At 63.5% G+C, this 17,176-nt stretch carries 11 protein-coding genes; 3 read left to right on the top strand and 8 right to left on the bottom strand.

Translation table 11 applies throughout. From position 1 onward, the window contains the following. From recD to ACB034_RS11430, 6 genes are all read right to left on the bottom strand, one after another. On the bottom strand, positions 1 to 2,061 hold the full coding sequence (gene recD, locus ACB034_RS11455; RefSeq protein WP_371172871.1) for an exodeoxyribonuclease V subunit alpha: 2,061 nt from the start codon (positions 2,059 to 2,061) through the stop codon (positions 1 to 3). Further along, on the bottom strand, positions 2,058 to 5,663 hold the full coding sequence (gene recB, locus ACB034_RS11450; protein ID WP_371172870.1) for an exodeoxyribonuclease V subunit beta: 3,606 nt from the start codon (positions 5,661 to 5,663) through the stop codon (positions 2,058 to 2,060). Before recB ends, recD begins: the two co-directional genes overlap by 4 nt. Beyond that, positions 5,663 to 8,998: an exodeoxyribonuclease V subunit gamma gene (gene recC / locus ACB034_RS11445; RefSeq protein WP_371172869.1), complete on the bottom strand. Its 3,336-nt coding sequence runs from the start codon at positions 8,996 to 8,998 to the stop codon at positions 5,663 to 5,665. The genes recB and recC overlap by 1 nt, the downstream gene beginning before the upstream one ends. A gap of 260 nt (positions 8,999 to 9,258) precedes the next feature. Beyond that, entirely contained in the window at positions 9,259 to 9,651 is a 393-nt protein-coding gene (locus ACB034_RS11440) for a DoxX family protein (protein ID WP_042070987.1), read from the bottom strand. 39 nt (positions 9,652 to 9,690) lie between these two features. Further along, complete coding sequence (locus tag ACB034_RS11435; RefSeq protein ID WP_042024970.1) at positions 9,691 to 10,377, bottom strand: pirin family protein; 687 nt, start codon at positions 10,375 to 10,377, stop codon at positions 9,691 to 9,693. A gap of 29 nt (positions 10,378 to 10,406) precedes the next feature. After that, a complete protein-coding gene (locus tag ACB034_RS11430; RefSeq protein WP_026456758.1) occupies positions 10,407 to 10,739 on the bottom strand; it encodes a hypothetical protein in 333 nt (110 codons plus the stop codon). Between the two features lie 253 nt (positions 10,740 to 10,992). Between ACB034_RS11430 and ACB034_RS11425 the strand changes: the two genes are divergently transcribed. Beyond that, a complete protein-coding gene (locus tag ACB034_RS11425; RefSeq protein WP_371172868.1) occupies positions 10,993 to 11,901 on the top strand; it encodes a LysR family transcriptional regulator in 909 nt (302 codons plus the stop codon). Positions 11,902 to 11,977: 76 nt separating this feature from the next. Here ACB034_RS11425 and ACB034_RS11420 read toward each other — a convergent pair whose 3' ends face one another. Next, positions 11,978 to 12,328 (bottom strand): hypothetical protein, encoded by a 351-nt coding sequence (locus ACB034_RS11420; protein ID WP_371172867.1) that lies wholly within the window; start codon positions 12,326 to 12,328, stop codon positions 11,978 to 11,980. A 199-nt stretch (positions 12,329 to 12,527) separates the two neighbouring features. On the opposite strand from ACB034_RS11420, the gene ACB034_RS11415 reads away from it, so the two are divergent. Both ACB034_RS11415 and ACB034_RS11410 read left to right on the top strand, forming a co-directional pair. Then, positions 12,528 to 13,250 (top strand): response regulator, encoded by a 723-nt coding sequence (locus ACB034_RS11415; RefSeq protein WP_042024967.1) that lies wholly within the window; start codon positions 12,528 to 12,530, stop codon positions 13,248 to 13,250. 4 nt (positions 13,251 to 13,254) lie between these two features. Beyond that, entirely contained in the window at positions 13,255 to 14,643 is a 1,389-nt protein-coding gene (locus tag ACB034_RS11410) for an ATP-binding protein (protein WP_342017462.1), read from the top strand. Between the two features lie 80 nt (positions 14,644 to 14,723). Here the strand turns inward: ACB034_RS11410 and ACB034_RS11405 are convergent, their stop codons facing one another. Then, the gene (locus ACB034_RS11405) at positions 14,724 to 16,676 is read right to left on the bottom strand and encodes a ligand-gated channel protein (protein ID WP_371172866.1); all 1,953 of its coding nucleotides are present in this window, start codon (positions 16,674 to 16,676) and stop codon (positions 14,724 to 14,726) included. Positions 16,677 to 17,176 lie beyond the last annotated feature (500 nt).

Raw genomic sequence — 17,176 nt, 5'->3', positions numbered from 1 at the left:
TTACTCATTTAAAGATCGGCTATCATTCCCCAACCTCTCCGCCAATCCGGAATAGCGCTCGGTCTTTTTCCGCACCGCCTGTGCCAGCAGGGCGCGATCGCCGTAGAGATCGAGCCGCGCCTTGGCGCGGGTAATGCCGGTATAGACCAGCTCGCGGGTCAGCAGCGGGCTGGGGCTGTCGGGCAGCACCAGCACGGTATGGGCAAATTCCGAACCCTGGGACTTGTGGATGGTCATGGCGTAGACGGTCTCGTGGGGCGGCAGCCGGCTGGGCAAGAGGGCCCGCAGGGTGCCGTCCGGCTGCTCGAACCAGACCTTGAGCCGCCCGCTTTCATCGGGCAGGCAGAGCCCCATATCGCCGTTGTAGAGGCCGACACCGTGGTCGTTGCGCACCACCATCACGGGGCGGCCGGCATACCAGTCGCCATCGCGGGCAATCAACCCCGCCCGTGACAGGGCCAGTTCCAGCCGCTCGTTAAGCCCCTCGACCCCGAACGGGCCGTCACGCAGGGCGCAGAGGATCTGAAAGCCGTTGAATGCCTTGAACACGGCGGCGGGCTCTTCCCCCGCGCGGGCCGCCTTCAAATAGCTACCGTAACCGGCCACCCCCTGGGTAATCAGGGCGTCGTAGGCCTCCCCCGCCCAGGGGTGCAGGCTGATATCCGTAAAGCCCGCGCCCCAAACCGCCTCCACCGCCGCCGCATCGCCGCCGTTGCAGGCGCGCGCCAGCTGGCCGATGCCGGAGTGCTGATCGAAGCGCCAGCTCTTGGCCAGCAAACAGAGGCTGTCACGCACCGGTGCACCGACAGGCGAGCCCTGCAGCCGGTAGCCGGTCTGGCGGGAGAGCCAATCCGCCTGCGCGGGGCAGATACCCTGCTCGATAAAGCTGCAGATATCGCCGAGCACGGCCCCCGCCTCCACCGAGGCGAGCTGATCCTTGTCGCCGAGCAGGATGAGGCGAGCGTGGCTCGGCAACGCATCGAGCAGGCGCGCCATCATGGGCAGGTCGACCATGGAGGCCTCATCCACCACCAGCAAGTCGAGGTGCAGCGGGTTGCCTTTGTGGTGGCGGAACTGGCTGCGCCCCGGGATAACCCCGAGCAGCCGGTGCAGGGTGCCCGCCTCGGTGGGGATGGCTTCCACCCACTCGGGGGGCAAGTCCAGCGCCTGCAGGGCAGAGCCGATACTCTCGGTCAGACGCGCCGCCGCCTTGCCGGTGGGGGCCACCAGCCGGATCGCCGGGGCTTTGCCCGATTGCAGGCCGGTCTCCACCAGAATGGCCAAGAGCTTGGCGACCGTCGTGGTCTTGCCGGTGCCGGGGCCGCCGGAAATGACCGCAAAGGGGCGCGCCGCGGCGGTGGCCGCCGCCAGCTTCTGGCCGTTGCAGCAGAGCGCCTCGGGCACCAGCGTATCCAGCTTGCTCAAGTCGCTCGCCGCCTGGGCGCTGGCCAGCAGCGTCTCTATGGCGGGCCAATCCACTTCGTTCCGGAACACCAGATCGAGATACTTTTCGATAAAGTGGCGGGCCGAAAAATCCGGCGCGAGGCGGGCCTTGAGCAGGGCCGCGAACACCAGGCCGTAGTCGCGGGCAAAGAGGCGCGACAGGGCCGGGGCAATCTCGGGCCATTCGGCCCTCTCGCTTAACGCACGCAGATGGCGGGCCACCCCTTGCTCGTGATCGTGGTAGCGGGTGAGGTAGAGGCGCCCGCGCCACAGCCGCAGCGGCCAGCGCGGTGCTTCCCCCTCATCCTGTTCGCTGCCAACCAGCGGGCTGGCCGCAAACAGGGCGGGCCAGCTCGCAGGATCCGCCAGATCGGCTAGCAGATCCCGGCCCTGATCCGGATCCAGCCCGAACGGGCGCAAGGATCCGGCAGATAACATCTCCAGCGGCAAACAGACGTGGCCGCACCCCAGCTCGAAGCAGGCGAGCGCCGCCCCCAGCACCAGCTCGGGGCCGCCACCAAGGTCGGCCACCAGTTTGGCAAATTGCAGATCCAGCTGGCGGATGCGCCCCGCCAGCGCCAGGGCCTTGAGCCGTTCGATCATGACTACGCTCTTCATGCTTCTACCCCGTTATCCCATTCTTGTGCAGAGGCGGTCGTTGCCCCCTCGCTAAACAGCCGATCCAGCCCCAGCACCAGTTCGCGACTGGGGCGAGTATGGAAGATCCCCCCCTGCGGCATGCCGCGCAGGAACAGATAGAAGACCCCGCCAAAGTGCTGGTCGAAGTCGTAGCCCGGCAGACGCAGGGAAAGCAGCCGGTGCAGCGCCAGCGAGTAGAGCTGGTATTGCAGGTCGTAGCGATGCTCCACCATGGCCTGCTCCAGCGCCGGCCGGCTGTAATCGGCCGGGCTCATGCCGAGGTGGTTGGATTTGTAGTCGAGCAGATACCAGCGCCCCTGCCACTCGAACACCAGGTCGATAAAGCCCTTGAGCATCCCCTGCACGGTGGCGAAGCTGAGCGGCTTGTTGCCCCGCGACAGCGGGTCGTGCTGCTGGCAGAGCGCAGTCAGCGCAGGTGCCGTCACCCGCCCCATGGGCAGGAAGAACTCCAGCTCCACCTGCTTGCGCTCGGGGGCCAGATCCCGCAGCCGCACCGGCTCGCCAAAGCCCGTTTCAAGCGGCGTCTCCAGCACCGCCTCCACCTGCTGTTGCAGCACTTGGGCCCAGCTATCGTCGAAGCCATCCTGCGCCAGCAGGGTGGCTATATGCTGTGCCAGCGAGTCGCCTGCGGCACTCTCAAAGTCGATGGTCTCGAACAGGCTGTGCAGCAGGGTGCCGGGGCGCGCCCCCTTCGGGAAGGTGAAGATGGAGGGCTGGGGCGCCTCCTCCTGTTGTTCGGCCGCGAGCGCGGCCGCCTCGGTCACCACCTCGTCATCGAAGCCGGGATTGGCCAATACGCCCTTGCTGTGGCCGTGGCCCTGGGCCGCGAGACCAGAGTAGGAGCTGATCCACCAGTCCCGCTCAAGGGTGCCGCCAAAGCGGCGCACCTGGGGCTCGCCCAGTTGCTCCTCTTCGGCCGGCAGCGGGGCCGGGCGGGTGAGCGAGGGCTCACCGACGGCCACCCCGGGTAGATCCTGGGCAAGCGCACTGAGGGCGGTGGCCAGGGTCGCTGCGTCCCCCTCTTCGCCCTTTTGCAGCAGGTAGCCGATGGCGGTCTGGTGCAGATCGGTCTTCTCCGACTTGCCGTTGCCGGAGCGCACCGGCGCCAGCCCCAGCCAGGTGGCGTAGACGCCCCGGGTCAGCGCCACGTAGAGCAGGCGCAGATCCTCGGCGAGGCGCTCCTTGTCCGCTTCGGCCAAGGATCCCTCGGCGCCGGTCAGATCGAGAATGGTGCGATTACCCGCCTCATCGGCCTCGTGATAGAGGGGGGTGTCGGCGCTGCGGTGGCTGCAGATAAAGGGGAGGAACACCAGCGGGTACTCCAGCCCCTTGGATTTGTGGATGGTGACGATCTGCACCAGCTTGCGCTCGGACTCCAGGCGAAGTATCTGCTCCGCATCCTGGCCGCTCTGGCGGTTTACCGCCTCCCCCAGCCAGCGCAGCAGGGCGTATTCGCCGTCCAGCTCGCTGCTCACCTGCTGCAAGAGCTCCCCCAGATGGAGGAAGTTGGTCAGCCGCCGCTCCCCGTAGGGGCTCGCCAAAAGCGATGCGGCGAGATTGCGCCTGTGCAGCAGGGCCCGCAGCATGGCCAGCACGCCGCGCCTGTGCCAGACCTTGCGGTACTCCATAAACTCCTGCACCGCGCTCTCCCAGGCCCGCTCGTCGGAGGCAAGCTCGTCGAGGGCCTTGGCGTCGAGATCGAACAGGCCGGTGGCGAGCGCCGCCCGCAAACTTCTCTCCTCGCTCGGGTTCTGGCAGGCGTGCAGGATCAGCAAGATCTCCCGCGCCTCCACCTGTTCCAGCACGCTCTCGCGATTCGACAGATAAACCGAGGCGATGGCGAGGCGTGCCAGCTCCTGCTGCACCAGCTTGCCCTCGGCGCCGGTGCGCACCAGCACGGCGATATCCCCCGCTTTGACCGGCGTCTCGCCGATCAGCGCCTTGCCCTCGCGGGCCAGGGTCAGCAGGCGGTGGATCTCCGCCGCCGTGGCGCGGGCCATCTTGTTCTGGTAGTCCCCCCGGTTGAAGGTGGGCTGGCCGCTCAGCTGCCAGCAGTGCAGCACGGGGGCGGTTTCTCCGTTGAGGCGCAGCGCCTTGTTCTTGCCCTGCGCCTCCACCGGCAGGAAGGGGATATCCGCCTCGTAGATAAAGGGATCCTTGGCCCGCTCGAACAGGCCGTTGACCGCCGCCACCAGGGCGCCGCTGGAGCGCCAGTTGCGCCCCAGGGTGTAGTGGGCGCTCACATTTCGCCGCGCCTGAATGTAGGTGAAGATGTCGGCGCCGCGAAAGCCGTAGATGGCCTGCTTGGGGTCACCGATCATCAACAGCGCCGTGTCTGTGTGGCCGCCGTAAAGACGGTGGAAGATGCGGTATTGCTGGGGGTCGGTATCCTGGAATTCATCGATCATCGCGACCCGGTAGGTGGCGCGAATGCGCTCGCAGAGCCGCTCGCCAAGGCTAGAACCCAGCGCCCCGTCGAGGTCTTTGAGCAGATCGTCGAACGAGAGCTGATGAGCCTGGCGCTTGCTGGCCTGCATCCGGCTACGCACCACCACGGCGGCCCGCTGCAGGATAAGGTCGCGGATGCCGGGGCGGCTCGCCAGCAGCGCGTCGATCTCGCCAAAGAGCGGCAGGGTGGGCACGTCGCCCCCCTTCTTGAGATTTTCCTCCAGCACCGTCTGGCCGAAGCGCTCCAGCTCCTTGGGGATGGCGTAGCCGCTGCTCTCCTCTTGTGCCCAGTCGGCTATCTTGGCGAGCCACCCCTCGTAGTTCTTGCCGGTGTAGCGGCTGATGTGGCCGTCGGTCTGGCGGCGGATCTCGTCCTGCTGAGCAAGCCACTCGCTCTTCACCGCAGCGATGCGACTCATGGCCCCTTGATGGCGGGCAGCCAGAGTCTCGTCCCCCGCCGGCGGGCGCATCTCCAGCTCGCTGTTGTCGAGCCAGCCATTCATCTCCCGCAGCAGGGCGGCGGGGCTCGGCCAGAGCGCGCGCACCGCGCTGGCCAGGGTTTTATCCACCGGATAGAACTCGGCGCGCCAGTAGTCGCTCACCGCCTGCAGCCTGAGCTGGCTGTCGTCGGTGAGAAATTCGGTTTCGAAGAGGGCGCCTGACTCGAAGGCGTTTTGCTTGAGCATCCGCTGGCAGAAGCCGTGGATGGTGAAAACGGCCGCCTCGTCCATCTGTCGCTCGGCGGCCAGCAGGCGGCGGGCCGCCAGCTCGTGATCCTCCACCTCCTCCAGCAGCTGGGCCAGCAGGGCATCCGTGCTTTGCCCTCGCATAAAGGCGAGGCGCGCCTCGTGGATGCGGGCGCGGATCCGCCCGCGCAGCTCGGCGGTGGCCGCCTCGGTAAAGGTCACCACCAGGATCTCGGTCACCGACAGCGGCCGCTCGTGAGCGCTGGGCTGACCGGCGTCTTCCCCTTCTTCGATGAGCGGGCCGTGACCCAACAAGAGGCGCAGGTAGAGACCGGCAATGGTGTAGGTCTTGCCGGTGCCGGCAGAGGCCTCGATCAGCCGCTCGCCATGGAGGGGAAAACGCAGGGTATTGAGCGGATTGGCCATTATTGCAACTCCTCCAGCGCCTTGATCAGCGGGGTCAGGTGTTCGCGGGCCAGCGCCTGCAGCTGGGCCAGCACCTCGTCATCGAGTTCCGGGAAGCAGCGGGCGACATAGACGTCCTGCCCCTCCCCCGTCACCATGTAACCGCCCTGGAAGCGGGTGAGCGCCGCCTTGTCGGCGGCCTCCGGCTTGTCCGGATCCTTCTCGATCCCCTTGATCCACTCCCAGGCGGTGCTGGGGAAAAACGGCAGCGGCCGCTTCATCCCCTGCATCCAGAGGGCGACCAGGGCCGCCAGTTTTGGCCGAGCCTCGTCCGCCGGGAGTCTGGCCAGCCGCAGGCTCTGCCTGGCATCGAACAGCAGGGTGTCGCCGGGGGCGCAGCTCAATGAGAGGCAGAGGTGCTGGATCCAGCCCAGCAGCAGATCCTTGCCGTTGAAGCTGCCGGGTTTGATCACCAGCAAGCGTCCCTTCTGGGTGTCGATCCACCCCTGCAACTGGCCCTGGGTCAGGGAGATATCGATCTCCACTGCCTGTTTGTCCGCCTCATTGGCCGCAACCCAGGGGCGCAGTCTCTCCGCCAGCTTGCCCATCTCGGCGTCCAGATCATCCAGCAGCAGGCTGCCGAACCAGCCCTGGGGCAGCAGGCCGGAGAGCTGCAAGCGCTGGCGACGCTCCTCGCTTTCCCCCTGTGCCAGATGGGCATCGAGCAGCAACGCCTTGAGCTGGTAGTGTTGCAGGCCGTCCAGCTCGAACGGCTCGCTGTCCTCGATCTCGGCCTCGTTCAGCTCGAACCACACCTTGAGGCGGCGGTTGAGGAAATACTTGGCGGGCTGGCGATAGAAGCGCAGCAGCTCCGCCAGCTCCAGCCCCTGCTCCTTGCCCCATTCGGGTGGCAGCGGCAACTCGCCGCTCTGGAAGTTGGCGGCCCCGCGCTGCGGGCTCAGGGCCGGCAGCCAGTCGGCGGCATAGGTGAAGAGGCCGGAATCCGCCTCTGGATAGAAGTAGCTGCGGCTGTAGGGGGTGAGCGGGTGTTCGACGATCAGGTGTTCGAGCAGCCGCCGGCCTGAGGTCTCGTCATCGAGCGCCTCATCCCCCGCCAGCACGAAGCCCTGACGCACATAGTCGATGAGTTCGGCCAGCAGCACAGAGGGCACCTTCTCGCTGTTGTCCTGGGCGCTGAAGCCCTGATAGCTGATATAGAGCCCCTGCTGGGCGCTGAGCAGCGCCTCGAGGAAGAGGTAGCGGTCGTCGTCGCGGCGCGAGCGATCCCCGCGCCGGCCGGCCACCGCCATCAGGTCAAACCCCATGGGCGGCAGGGTGCGCGGGTAGACGCCGTCGTTCATGCCGAGCAGGCAGACCTGCCGGAAGGGGATGGAGCGCATCGGCATCAGGGTGCAGAAGTTGACCTGACCAGCGAGGAAGCGCTGGCTGGAGCGTGACTCCCCCAGCACGCTGCCAAGGTAGTCCTGTAGCAAATCGGCGCTGATGGGCTGCTCGAAGCGGGCCTCGCCAAGCTGGGCGAGCCAGTCAGTCAGCTGGCTGCGAATAAGCTGCAGCTGGCGCTCTTCATCATCGTCGGCCAGATAGAAGCGCTCCAGCAGCGCGTTGAGGCAGGCGATCCACTCAGGCAGCGACTGCGCCTGTTGCAGGCGGGGCAGAAATTCCGCCAGGGAGTCGACAAACCAGGCGAGCTTGCCGAGCGCCAGCCCCTGCTGCCCCTCGATATCGGCGTAAGGCAGGATGCCCGCCACCGGCTCGCCATCCCCCATGGCAAAGCCGAGCAGCATGCGGCGCAGGCCGAACAGCCAGCTGTTGCCAGAGAGGCGCGGCAGATCGAAGCGCTCCGGGTAGCCGTCATCCAGCCCCCAGCGGATGCCAGTCTCCTGCACCCAGCGCCGCAGCTGGTTGAACTCGTCGTCATCAAGCTCGAAGCGGCGCAGCACGGCGGGCACCTCGAGAATGGCGAGCAGCTCGCCGGCCCCCAGCCGGGCGTTGGGCAATCTCAGCAGGGCGAGGAAGCTCTGCAGCAGCGGGCTCTCCTGGCTCGCCGCCCGATCGGACACCGCGAAGGGGATCTGGCCTCTCGCCCCGAACACCGCCTGGATATAGGGCCCGTAGCTGTTCACATCCGGCATCATCACCACCACGTCTTTCGGGGTGAGGGTCGGGTCCTGCTCGAACAGCGCCAGCAGCCGGTCGTGCAGCACCTCTAGCTCCCGCATCGGGCCGTGACAGGCGTGGATCTGCAGGGAGCCATCGGCCGGATCTATGGGGCTCTTGTGATGGCTGGCATCGAGACTGAACTCGCCAGCGCCCCGTTCGGCCAGCTCCAGCACATCCTTCTGAATGGAATGCAGCAAGCTGGTGTCGTCGATATCGACAAAGGCCTCGATTTGCGGCACCTCCAGCTCCATCAGCTGGTGCAGGTAGTCGCGCCCCAGCTTGCCCATGGAAGCGAGCAGCGGGTTGGCGGGGCCCTGCAGGGTGTCGAGATCGGTGCCGGGTTTGAGTTTGTTTTCGAGGCGCGCCAAGGTCTTGCGATCGAGCAGGTCACCCCAGTAGTAGCGGCAAGGGTTGGTGACGAAGAGATGCACCTCCACCTCATCCCGGCTGCCGAGGGCCAGCAGCGCCTCCACGTAGCGCGGCGGCAGCGCCGAGATGCCGAACACGAAGACCCGCCGGGGCAGCTTGCCCGGCAGATCGGCGGTGCGTTCCAGCTCGTGGATAAACTCCTCGTAGAGGTTGGCGCGATGGTAGCCGCTGGGAGCCAGCGCCAGGGTGCGGGCCACCAGCTCGCGCCAGAGCTCCGGCTGCCAATCCTGACCGCTCACCCCGGCCAGCTCCTGACTCAATCCCTCCCCCTGTTCCCAGCGGGCGATCCAGTCCGGCCGGTAGACCAGATACTGGTCGAACAGATCCGCCACTTTCTGGCAGAGCTGCCAGAGGCGTACCTGCTCCGGCGCCTTGGCAGGATCCGCGTCATCCCCACTCCCCAGATAGGCGGCCAGCGGCGCAAAGGCGGGCCTGTCCAGCAGGGCGGACAAGATGGTCATCAGCTGCCAGCTCATGGATCCCTTGTTGTAGGGGCTCTGACGAGGTACGTCCGCCAGCACCCGGGTGAACATCTCCCAGATAAAGCTGGCGGGCAGCGGAAAGTCGATGTTGGCGGCGATGCCGAAGGCCTTGGCCAGCTCCAGCTTGAGCCACTGGGCCATACCCGGGCTCTGCACCAGGATCTGTTCCCGCTCGAAGGGGTGAGAGAGGGGCGCCTGCCGGATGCGACTCACCAGCAGCTCTTTGAGCAGATCCAGCTGATTGGAGTGGTAGAGGGTAAACATGAGCAATTCCCGCCAATGCAAAGAGGTGTGATCGCGGGAAAACGCCTGGGATCCCCGCCACTTCAACAAGAATTGGGATTGTCGGGGATCGGGGGGGAAGATGCAAAAGGCACTTGTTGCCGCCGCTCGGGCAAGCGCCGAATTATGAGAAGTGCCACATATTGGCGGCCAGCCTTGCCACCAGAGCTGCGCTGACCAACAAAAAAGCCGGAGCATAGGCTCCGGCCAAAAAGCATTGGAAAACTCGAACTGTCAGGGCATTACCAACTCTTGCCGAGGCGGGCATCCAGACTGAAGGCGCCGGCACCGGCTGCCGCCAGGGCCAGGAAACCACCGGCGACCGAGATGTTCTTCATGAACATCAGCATCTGCATCTGATCAGCCGGCTGATAGTGGAAGATGAAGGCGGCCATCAGGGTGAAACCGGCCATCAGCACCGATAGGCTGCGGGTGAACAGGCCCAGCATGATGGCGAGGCCACCACCCAGCTCCAGCAGGATCACCAGTGGCAACAGGAAACCGGGCACGCCCATGGCCTCCATATAACCTTGGGTACCGGCGTAACCACCGATCTTGCTCCAGCCTGCCATCACAAACATCAGTGCCAGCAGTACGCGACCCACCAGCAGTGCCACATCTTTCATCTTGTCCATCTCAATCTCCTCGTTCACGCCGCATCAGAGCTGGCAACTTCAGGGTAGGTCAAATAACAGGGCCTGAGTGGCACTTGTTGCCACCAGCTCCCAACTTGATTCATCACGACTGAGCACCCCGTCGCCGGGTCGGGCAGCCAAACCGTTGGCGGTCAACTCCCCTGAAATCATCTGCAGGTAACCGTGCCGACCGGCCAGCTCCCAGGTGAGGGATTCACCGGGCTCAAGCTGTACGCGCCAGACCCGCGCCTGCTGGCGGATCCTGAAGGATCCATCCTCGCCATCCGGTGACGCCACAAGCGTCATGCCGGGCCTGGCCTCTATCTTCTTCTGCTGATAGCCGGGGGGCGTATCGTATTCGTTCGGCTCGATCCAGATCTGCAACAGGGAGAGCGGCTCGCTCTGCGAGGGGTTGTACTCACTGTGGCGGATCCCGCTGCCTGCACTCATCAACTGGAAATCCCCGGCCGGGATCTGCTCGGCGTGGCCGAGGCTGTCCTTGTGCTCTATGGTGCCGGTCAGCACACACGTCAGGATCTCCATGTTGGCGTGAGGATGGGTGGCGAAACCGCCACCCGGCGACACCAGATCCTGATTGATGACCCGCAGGACCGAGTGGCCCATCCACTCCGGGTCATAGTAGTGCCCGAACGAAAAACTGTGGCGCGCATCCAGCCAGCCAAAGTTGGCCTTGCCCCGCGCCTCTGCGGCTCTCAATTGCATCATGATGTGCTCCTCATCTCTGAAGGTTCGCCTTAGCGGGGGTTGCCACCGCCGATGCCAAACGGAATACGGTACTCGCTGCTGTCACCGGCCAGGCTGACGGTCAGGTTGCCCTGGGTGCGGCTCGGGATCTTCACCTGCTGGGTGCCGACCAGACTGGCGTGGACGGAAGCCAGCAGATCGCCAGACTGATCGCGCACCTCCAGCATGGGGTTGGCCTTGCCATCCATCGCCGCACTCGCATGCCAGTTTACAAACAGCACGCCCGGGGTGGCGTTGAAGTCAGCCGGCACGGAAGCCTGGGCAAAACCTGCGGTCATCAGGCCTGCAACGGCCAGCATCTTGATTACGTTTTTCATGTTCACTCTCTTGTTTTATATGTCATTGCCAAGGCCGCTTTGGCCCGAATCAATGCATCCATGCAAGAGGTCATTCAAATAGTATGTTGTTCTTTCACCGACGTCTGACGTGCCCTTTGGGGCTGTCACAGCACTGAACTACCTTTTATTTGGCCACTTGGCGTTCCTGCCTAAGCGTTGATTGAATATTAAAGTTGCCTGGCCTAACTTGTTAGCGAGATAAACTGGCAAACATATTCAAAAAAATTGAAGGCAGGCTATGGCCAAGGAACTGAACAAGGAACGGGCGCTGACCCTGGAGGCGATCCGGGTGCTGGATGCCATCGACCGCCGTGGCAGCTTCGCGGCGGCGGCCGACGAACTGGGCAAGGTGCCCTCGGCACTGAGCTACACGGTGCAGAAGCTGGAAGACGAGCTGGACGCCATGCTGTTCGACCGCAGCGGCCACAGAACCAAGTTCACCCCGGCGGGCCGCATGCTACTGGAGCGGGGTCGGGTTCTGCTGGAGGCGGCCGAGCACTTGGTGGGCGAGACCCGGGCCCTGGCCCGCGGCTGGGAGACCGACATCACCATCGCCGTCGATGCGCTGGTACCGTTGCAGGCGCTCTATCCGCTGGTGGAACGGCTGGCCGAGCTGACCGATACCCGGCTGCGGCTGCGGGCCGAGGTGCTGGCGGGCAGCTGGGAATGTCTGGAGGATAGCCGCGCCGATCTGCTCATCTCCTCCCTCAATCCCGACATCATGATGACCGGCATCAAGCACCAGCAGCTCAGGGAGGAGGTGATGCTCTACGTCGCCCACCCGGATCATCCGCTCCACCTGGAAGCCGAGCCCCTGGCGGACGAGACTCTGCGCCGTTACCGCGCCATCGCGGTGGCCGATACGGCGCTGCGCAAGCCGGTGCTTACCTACCGTCTGCTCGACAAGCAACCGCGCCTCACCGTCAGCTCCATGAGCGAGAAGCGGGATGCCCTGCTGGCGGGGATTGGGGTCGGCACCATGCCGCAAAGCTGGATCGAGGAGGACATCAAGGCGGGACGGCTCAAGGTGATCTGTCCCGAGTATCGCCATCAGCTGCAGGTGGTGCTGGCCTGGCGCCGCGATACCATGGGTAAAGCCAAGAGCTGGCTGGTGCGGGAGATCCCCAAACTGTTCCAGACGCAATAGGGGCAGGAGCGCTGGCAGAGACGAGAAAGGGGAGCCTCAGGCTCCCCTCTTTACGACTGGCTGTCGGCGATGGCGCTTACTGGTTCGCCTCGGCGAACTGTTTCATCGCTTCGGCATGCTTGGCCATGCCGTTGGCACGCTCGCCGAGGTTCTTGATAAACTCGGCCTTCTTGGCCGGATCCTCAATGCGATCATAACGTTGCTGCAGGTTGGCCTGGATCTGCTCCGGGGTCATGTTCTGCATGCGGGCCATGCGATCGTGACGACCACCGTGGTGCTTGCCACCCATCATGCCGCTGCCATCCATCGGGCAGTCCACCATGGGGCCCGGTTGAACGGTCGGAGTCGCTTCACTGGCAGCGTAAGCACCCAGCGGCAGGCCGAAGATCAGGGTAGCGGTCAGCAGGGTTTTGGTCAGCTTTTTCATGGTCTATCTCCTCTCGGGATGAATCGGGTTCGGCACTCTTGCCTTGCCCTCAAGTAAACACCCCTCTGGTGTCTGAACTTTGCCAGTATCACCCTTTTTTGTAGCAGAGTGTGGCATCTTGCTGATCTGGCACACTTTGACACAAACCCAGCAAGGGATTTCCGTATACTCGAGCCAACCCCAAGCAAGAGAGGCAGTCATGAATCAAGGCAGCACCCACATTCTGGTCGTCGACGATCACAGCGAGATCCGCGATCTTCTCAAGCGTTTTCTGGAACAGCATGGCCTGCGGGTCAGCTGCGCCCGGGACGGCAAGGAGATGAAGCGGCTGCTGGAGGAGCGCGAGTTCGATCTGCTGGTGCTGGATCTGATGATGCCGGGTGAAGATGGCCTGACCCTCTGCCGCGAACTGAGGGTGAAATCCAACATGCCCATCATCATGCTCACCGCCATGGGCGAAGAGACTGACCGCATCATAGGGCTGGAGATGGGGGCCGATGATTATCTGGCCAAGCCGTTCAACCCGCGCGAACTGCTGGCCCGGATCAAGGCGGTGATGCGCCGCACTCAGGCCGACACCCAACCCTCGCCCGAGACCCTGACCCGGGATCTGCGCTTCGATCGCTGGCTGCTCGACATCAACCGCCGGGAGCTGGTCGACGAGGATGGCGTGGGGCTGAGCCTCTCCACCGCCGAGTTCGATCTGCTCAAGGTGTTTCTGGAGCGACCACAACGGGTGCTGAGCCGGGATCAACTGCTGGATCTCGCCCGCGGACGCGAGGCGGTGGCGTTTGATCGTGCCATCGACACCCTGGTGAGCCGGCTGCGCCGCAAGCTGGAGCGGGATCCCAAGAATCCCGAACTCATCAAGACCATCTGGGGTGGAGGCTATATGTTCTCCGCCGATGTGACGCAGGTATAAGCTGATGGCCGCCTTCAAGCGACTTGGCTCTGGTTTGTGGCCCAAGGGGCTGACCGGCCAGATCATCCTGGTGGCGCTGGCCGGGCTGATCCTGATCCAGCTGCTCAGCATCCAGATCTATCGCACGGATCGGGAGGAGGCACTCGGCTTCGTCAACAGCCGCAACGCCATGCAGCGGATCATCTCTGTGGTGCGCCTGCTCTCCCTCTCCCCCCCTTCCCTCTATGACGAGATCCTCAAGGCGAGCCGCAGCGAAACCCTGCTGCTACGTCTCTCGAATGAACCCTTGCGGCCGGACAATCGCAGCCCCCGCTTCGAGCAGCTGGTTCGCTCCCGCCTCAGCTATCCGGCCGGGCTCGATGTCGAGATCAGCGCCGAGCTGAAGCAGGATTCCCAGCGCAGCAAGGCGTGGGAGCACCACGCCCGCATGATGCGGGATCGCAAGGGGCCACCACCACGGGACATGCGGCTCTATGGCTCCATCGAGCTGCCCCAGGGGGGCTGGCTGCAGTTCAGCTCCCTGGTGGACAAGGAAGCGGGCAGCTGGTCCTGGCAGACCACCCTCAACCTGATGCTGGTCGCCAGCCTGGTAATTGGCCTGATGGTGCTGCTGTTTCGCCGTGCCACCCGCCCCCTCAAACAGCTGGCGGCCAATGCCGATCGCCTCGGTCGCGGTGAGGACATCGATCCTCTGAAAGAAGAGGGGCCCATCGAGGTACGGGAATCGATCCAGGCCTTCAACCGGATGCACACCCGGCTCGCTCGCTTCGTGCAAGACAGAACCCGGATGCTGGCGGCCATCTCCCACGACCTACGCACCCCCATCACCAGCCTGCGGCTGCGCACCGAGTTTCTGGCCGACGGAGAAGACAAGGAGCGGATCCAGCAGACCCTGCAACAGATGGAACAGATGCTGGCTGCAACCCTGAGCTTTGCCCGGGAAGAGGGGCAGCAGGAGGCGACCCGGGAGCTGGATCTGGTCAGCCTGCTGGAGAGCCTGTGCGACGACTATGCCGATACCGGTCAGCCGGTTACCTGTCTGGCCGAAGGCAAGCAGGTCTACGCCTGCCGGGCCAACACCTTGCGCCGGGTGCTGCAGAACCTCATTGGCAACGCCATCAAATATGCCGGCAGCGCCGAGGTGTCGCTGGAACGCACCCGGGACGAGCTGCTGATCCGGGTCTGCGACAACGGGCCCGGGATCAATGAGGAGCATCTGGAAGATGTGTTCAAGCCCTTCGTACGCCTCGACGAAGCACGCAACACCGAATCGGGCAGCGTGGGGCTCGGCCTCTCCATCGCACGCACCCTGGTACATCAGCACGGCGGCGAGCTGACGCTGCGCAATCGATCGCAAGGAGGGCTGGAGGCCAGGATCAGCCTGCCGCTCTAACATTTGCCCATCATTGAGAAAACAGAGATAAAAAACGGGGTCGCCCCTCACAGGGCGACCCCGTTGCGTTGCACTCGGGATCAGAAGTTGTAGGTCACACCGAGGTTGTAACGACGGTCATCCAGCACAGTGCCATAGCTGCCGTAATCCACCGTCTTGTCGAACAGGTTGTAGACGCCGGCGGTCACATTCAGGTGCTTGTTCGCCTTGTAGACCAGACCCATGTCGAAAAAGGTGTAGGAGGGCGTACCTTCCGCCATCTTGACCCGGCTCAGGTATTCAGAGGTTTCACCACGGAAGTTGACCCTGGACCAGAGGCCAAGATCCTCTGTGGTCTGCCAATCGACACTGCCGTTGAACATGTGGCGGGGCATCTGGTTCAGCGCATGGCCGGCCAGCGGGCCGCTCTTCTGTTCGGACTGGGTGAAGGTGTAGCTGGAGCTGACTGACCAATCCTCGTTGATCGCCCACTCCATCATGCTCTCCACGCCACGCATGTTCGCCTTGTCGACGTTGATGCGATCGCTGATGAAGTCGTAGCTGTGACCATTGAGGGGGCAGGCGGGATCATTCTTGCTGGAGCAGCGACGCACCTCGGAGATCTTGTTCTTGAAGTCGGTGTTGAACAGAGTCACACCCGCGTTGAGGCCCTGGCCGCCATCCCACAGCAGGCCGATCTCTTCGCTCACGCTGGTCTCCGGCTTCAGGTTCGGATTGCCGACCAGCATGCCGTCCAGAGTGCCGCCACCCGTGACTTGACCCCAGTTGGCCGCAGACATGCGCAGATCAGGCGAGCGATAGCCGGTAGAGACGCCCCCCTTCAGGGTCCAGGCATCATCCAGGTGCCATACCCCATAGAGACGCGGGCTCCAGTGAGTACCGTAGTTTTGGTCCCGATCCATCCGGACACCGCCGGTCAGGGCAAACGTCTCGGTCAGCGACCACTCGTCCTCGACAAACAGTGCCCAGCTCCAGCGGGTCAGCTCACTGGCCGGGTTCGCCACCTTCAGGGTATTGCCCTGATCCTGCAGATCTTCATAGCGATACTGGCCACCGACGCTCAGATAGTGCTCCCCCAGAATGAACTGGGTATGGGTATCCAATATGGTGTTGGTCAACTCCATCTGACGGCCCGGGTTGGTGTTGATCTCCTGCTGCAGGTAGCTACTGGAAGAACCAAAGTCATACTGGCCGGTATGTGTCAGCGCGTAGTTGGTACGCTCATAGCGGTTGAGGCTGGGCTTGGCATTGTCAGCGACGGAGTTGCCCGGGGTACGATCCCGATCCTGCAGGCTGCGACTGGCCTCCAGATCGAAACGGTTATGCTCGTTGGGATTGAAACTCAGCACGGCGGTGCCGCTGAGGGTTTCCTGCTCGGCAAAGCCCTGGGCGAATTTGTCTTCATCACGATGGGCCAGCTGGCCGTTGAAGCGCAGCCCAAGCACATTGTCGATCAAGGCGCCGGCGGCGTAGGCATCGGTCTGGAAGCTGTTGCCCGCATCCTTGTTCTCCTGGAAGGTGGCATCAGCGTGAACCGAGCCTTGCCACGCCATGCCCGTAGTCTTGCGGGTGATGACGTTGATGACGCCGCCCATAGCATCCGAACCATAACGGGAAGACATGGGTCCGCGCACCACTTCGATCCGCTCGATGGCCTGCAACGGCGGCAACCAGCCCTGCTCGATACCGGGACCGTCGCTGTTGGGACGCGTGCCGCGGCTGTCCACCTTCTTGCCATCGACCAGCATCAGGGTGTATTTCGAGCCCATGCCGCGAATGCTGATATCGCTGCTGCTGCCACCGCCGGTGATCACTACCCCGGGCACATCCTTAAGCGCATCGGTAACATCGCGATAGGCGCGTTTTTCCAGCTGTTCACGTGTAATAACGGAGATGGATGCCGCAGAGTCCTCAATTTTCTGCTGGAATCCGGAAGCCGTCACCACCATCACTTCGGACTCGGCGGCAAGGGCCTGCATGGAGAGCGTGGAGCAGATCAGCAAGGCAAGCTTGTTCGGTTTCACTGTTATCATCTTCTGGCCTGAACGTTTAAGTAGGAAAGAGGCGTATTCCCTTACTTCAGTAGTTGCACCATCCTAGCTTCCTGCCAGGAAGGGGATAAATAAGGTCCATATGAAGAACAACTTATCAATCAGGCCGAATTGTAACTATCATTGCCACGAAGATCGAACAATAATCATTATCATTTAATGCTTTGTTAGCTCAATACGTAGCTAAACATAATATTATGTTTTATATGGATTATTTACGTTCTGGAGGGAACTGGGGAATCACAGCCGGAAGCGGCACAGGGTATCTGGTGAGCCAAGAATGGGCCAGTAAACCGGCCAAGGCTGCCATGGTGAGCGCAGCAGAGACGATGTATAAGCGCTAAATAGCAGGCAATAAAAAACCCCGCTCGAGTGAGCGGGGTTTTCGTGTTGGGTGCCTGGCAGTGTCCTACTCTCGCATGGCGAATGCCACACTACCATCGGCGCTACCGCGTTTCACTTCTGAGTTCGGCATGGGATCA

The organism is Aeromonas sp. S18(2024) (genome assembly GCF_041402525.1).
In the GTDB taxonomy this organism is placed as follows: domain Bacteria; phylum Pseudomonadota; class Gammaproteobacteria; order Enterobacterales; family Aeromonadaceae; genus Aeromonas; species Aeromonas enteropelogenes.
The sequence above is the reverse complement of the archived record's forward strand: the minus strand, read 5'-3'. Positions and strand labels throughout refer to the sequence as shown.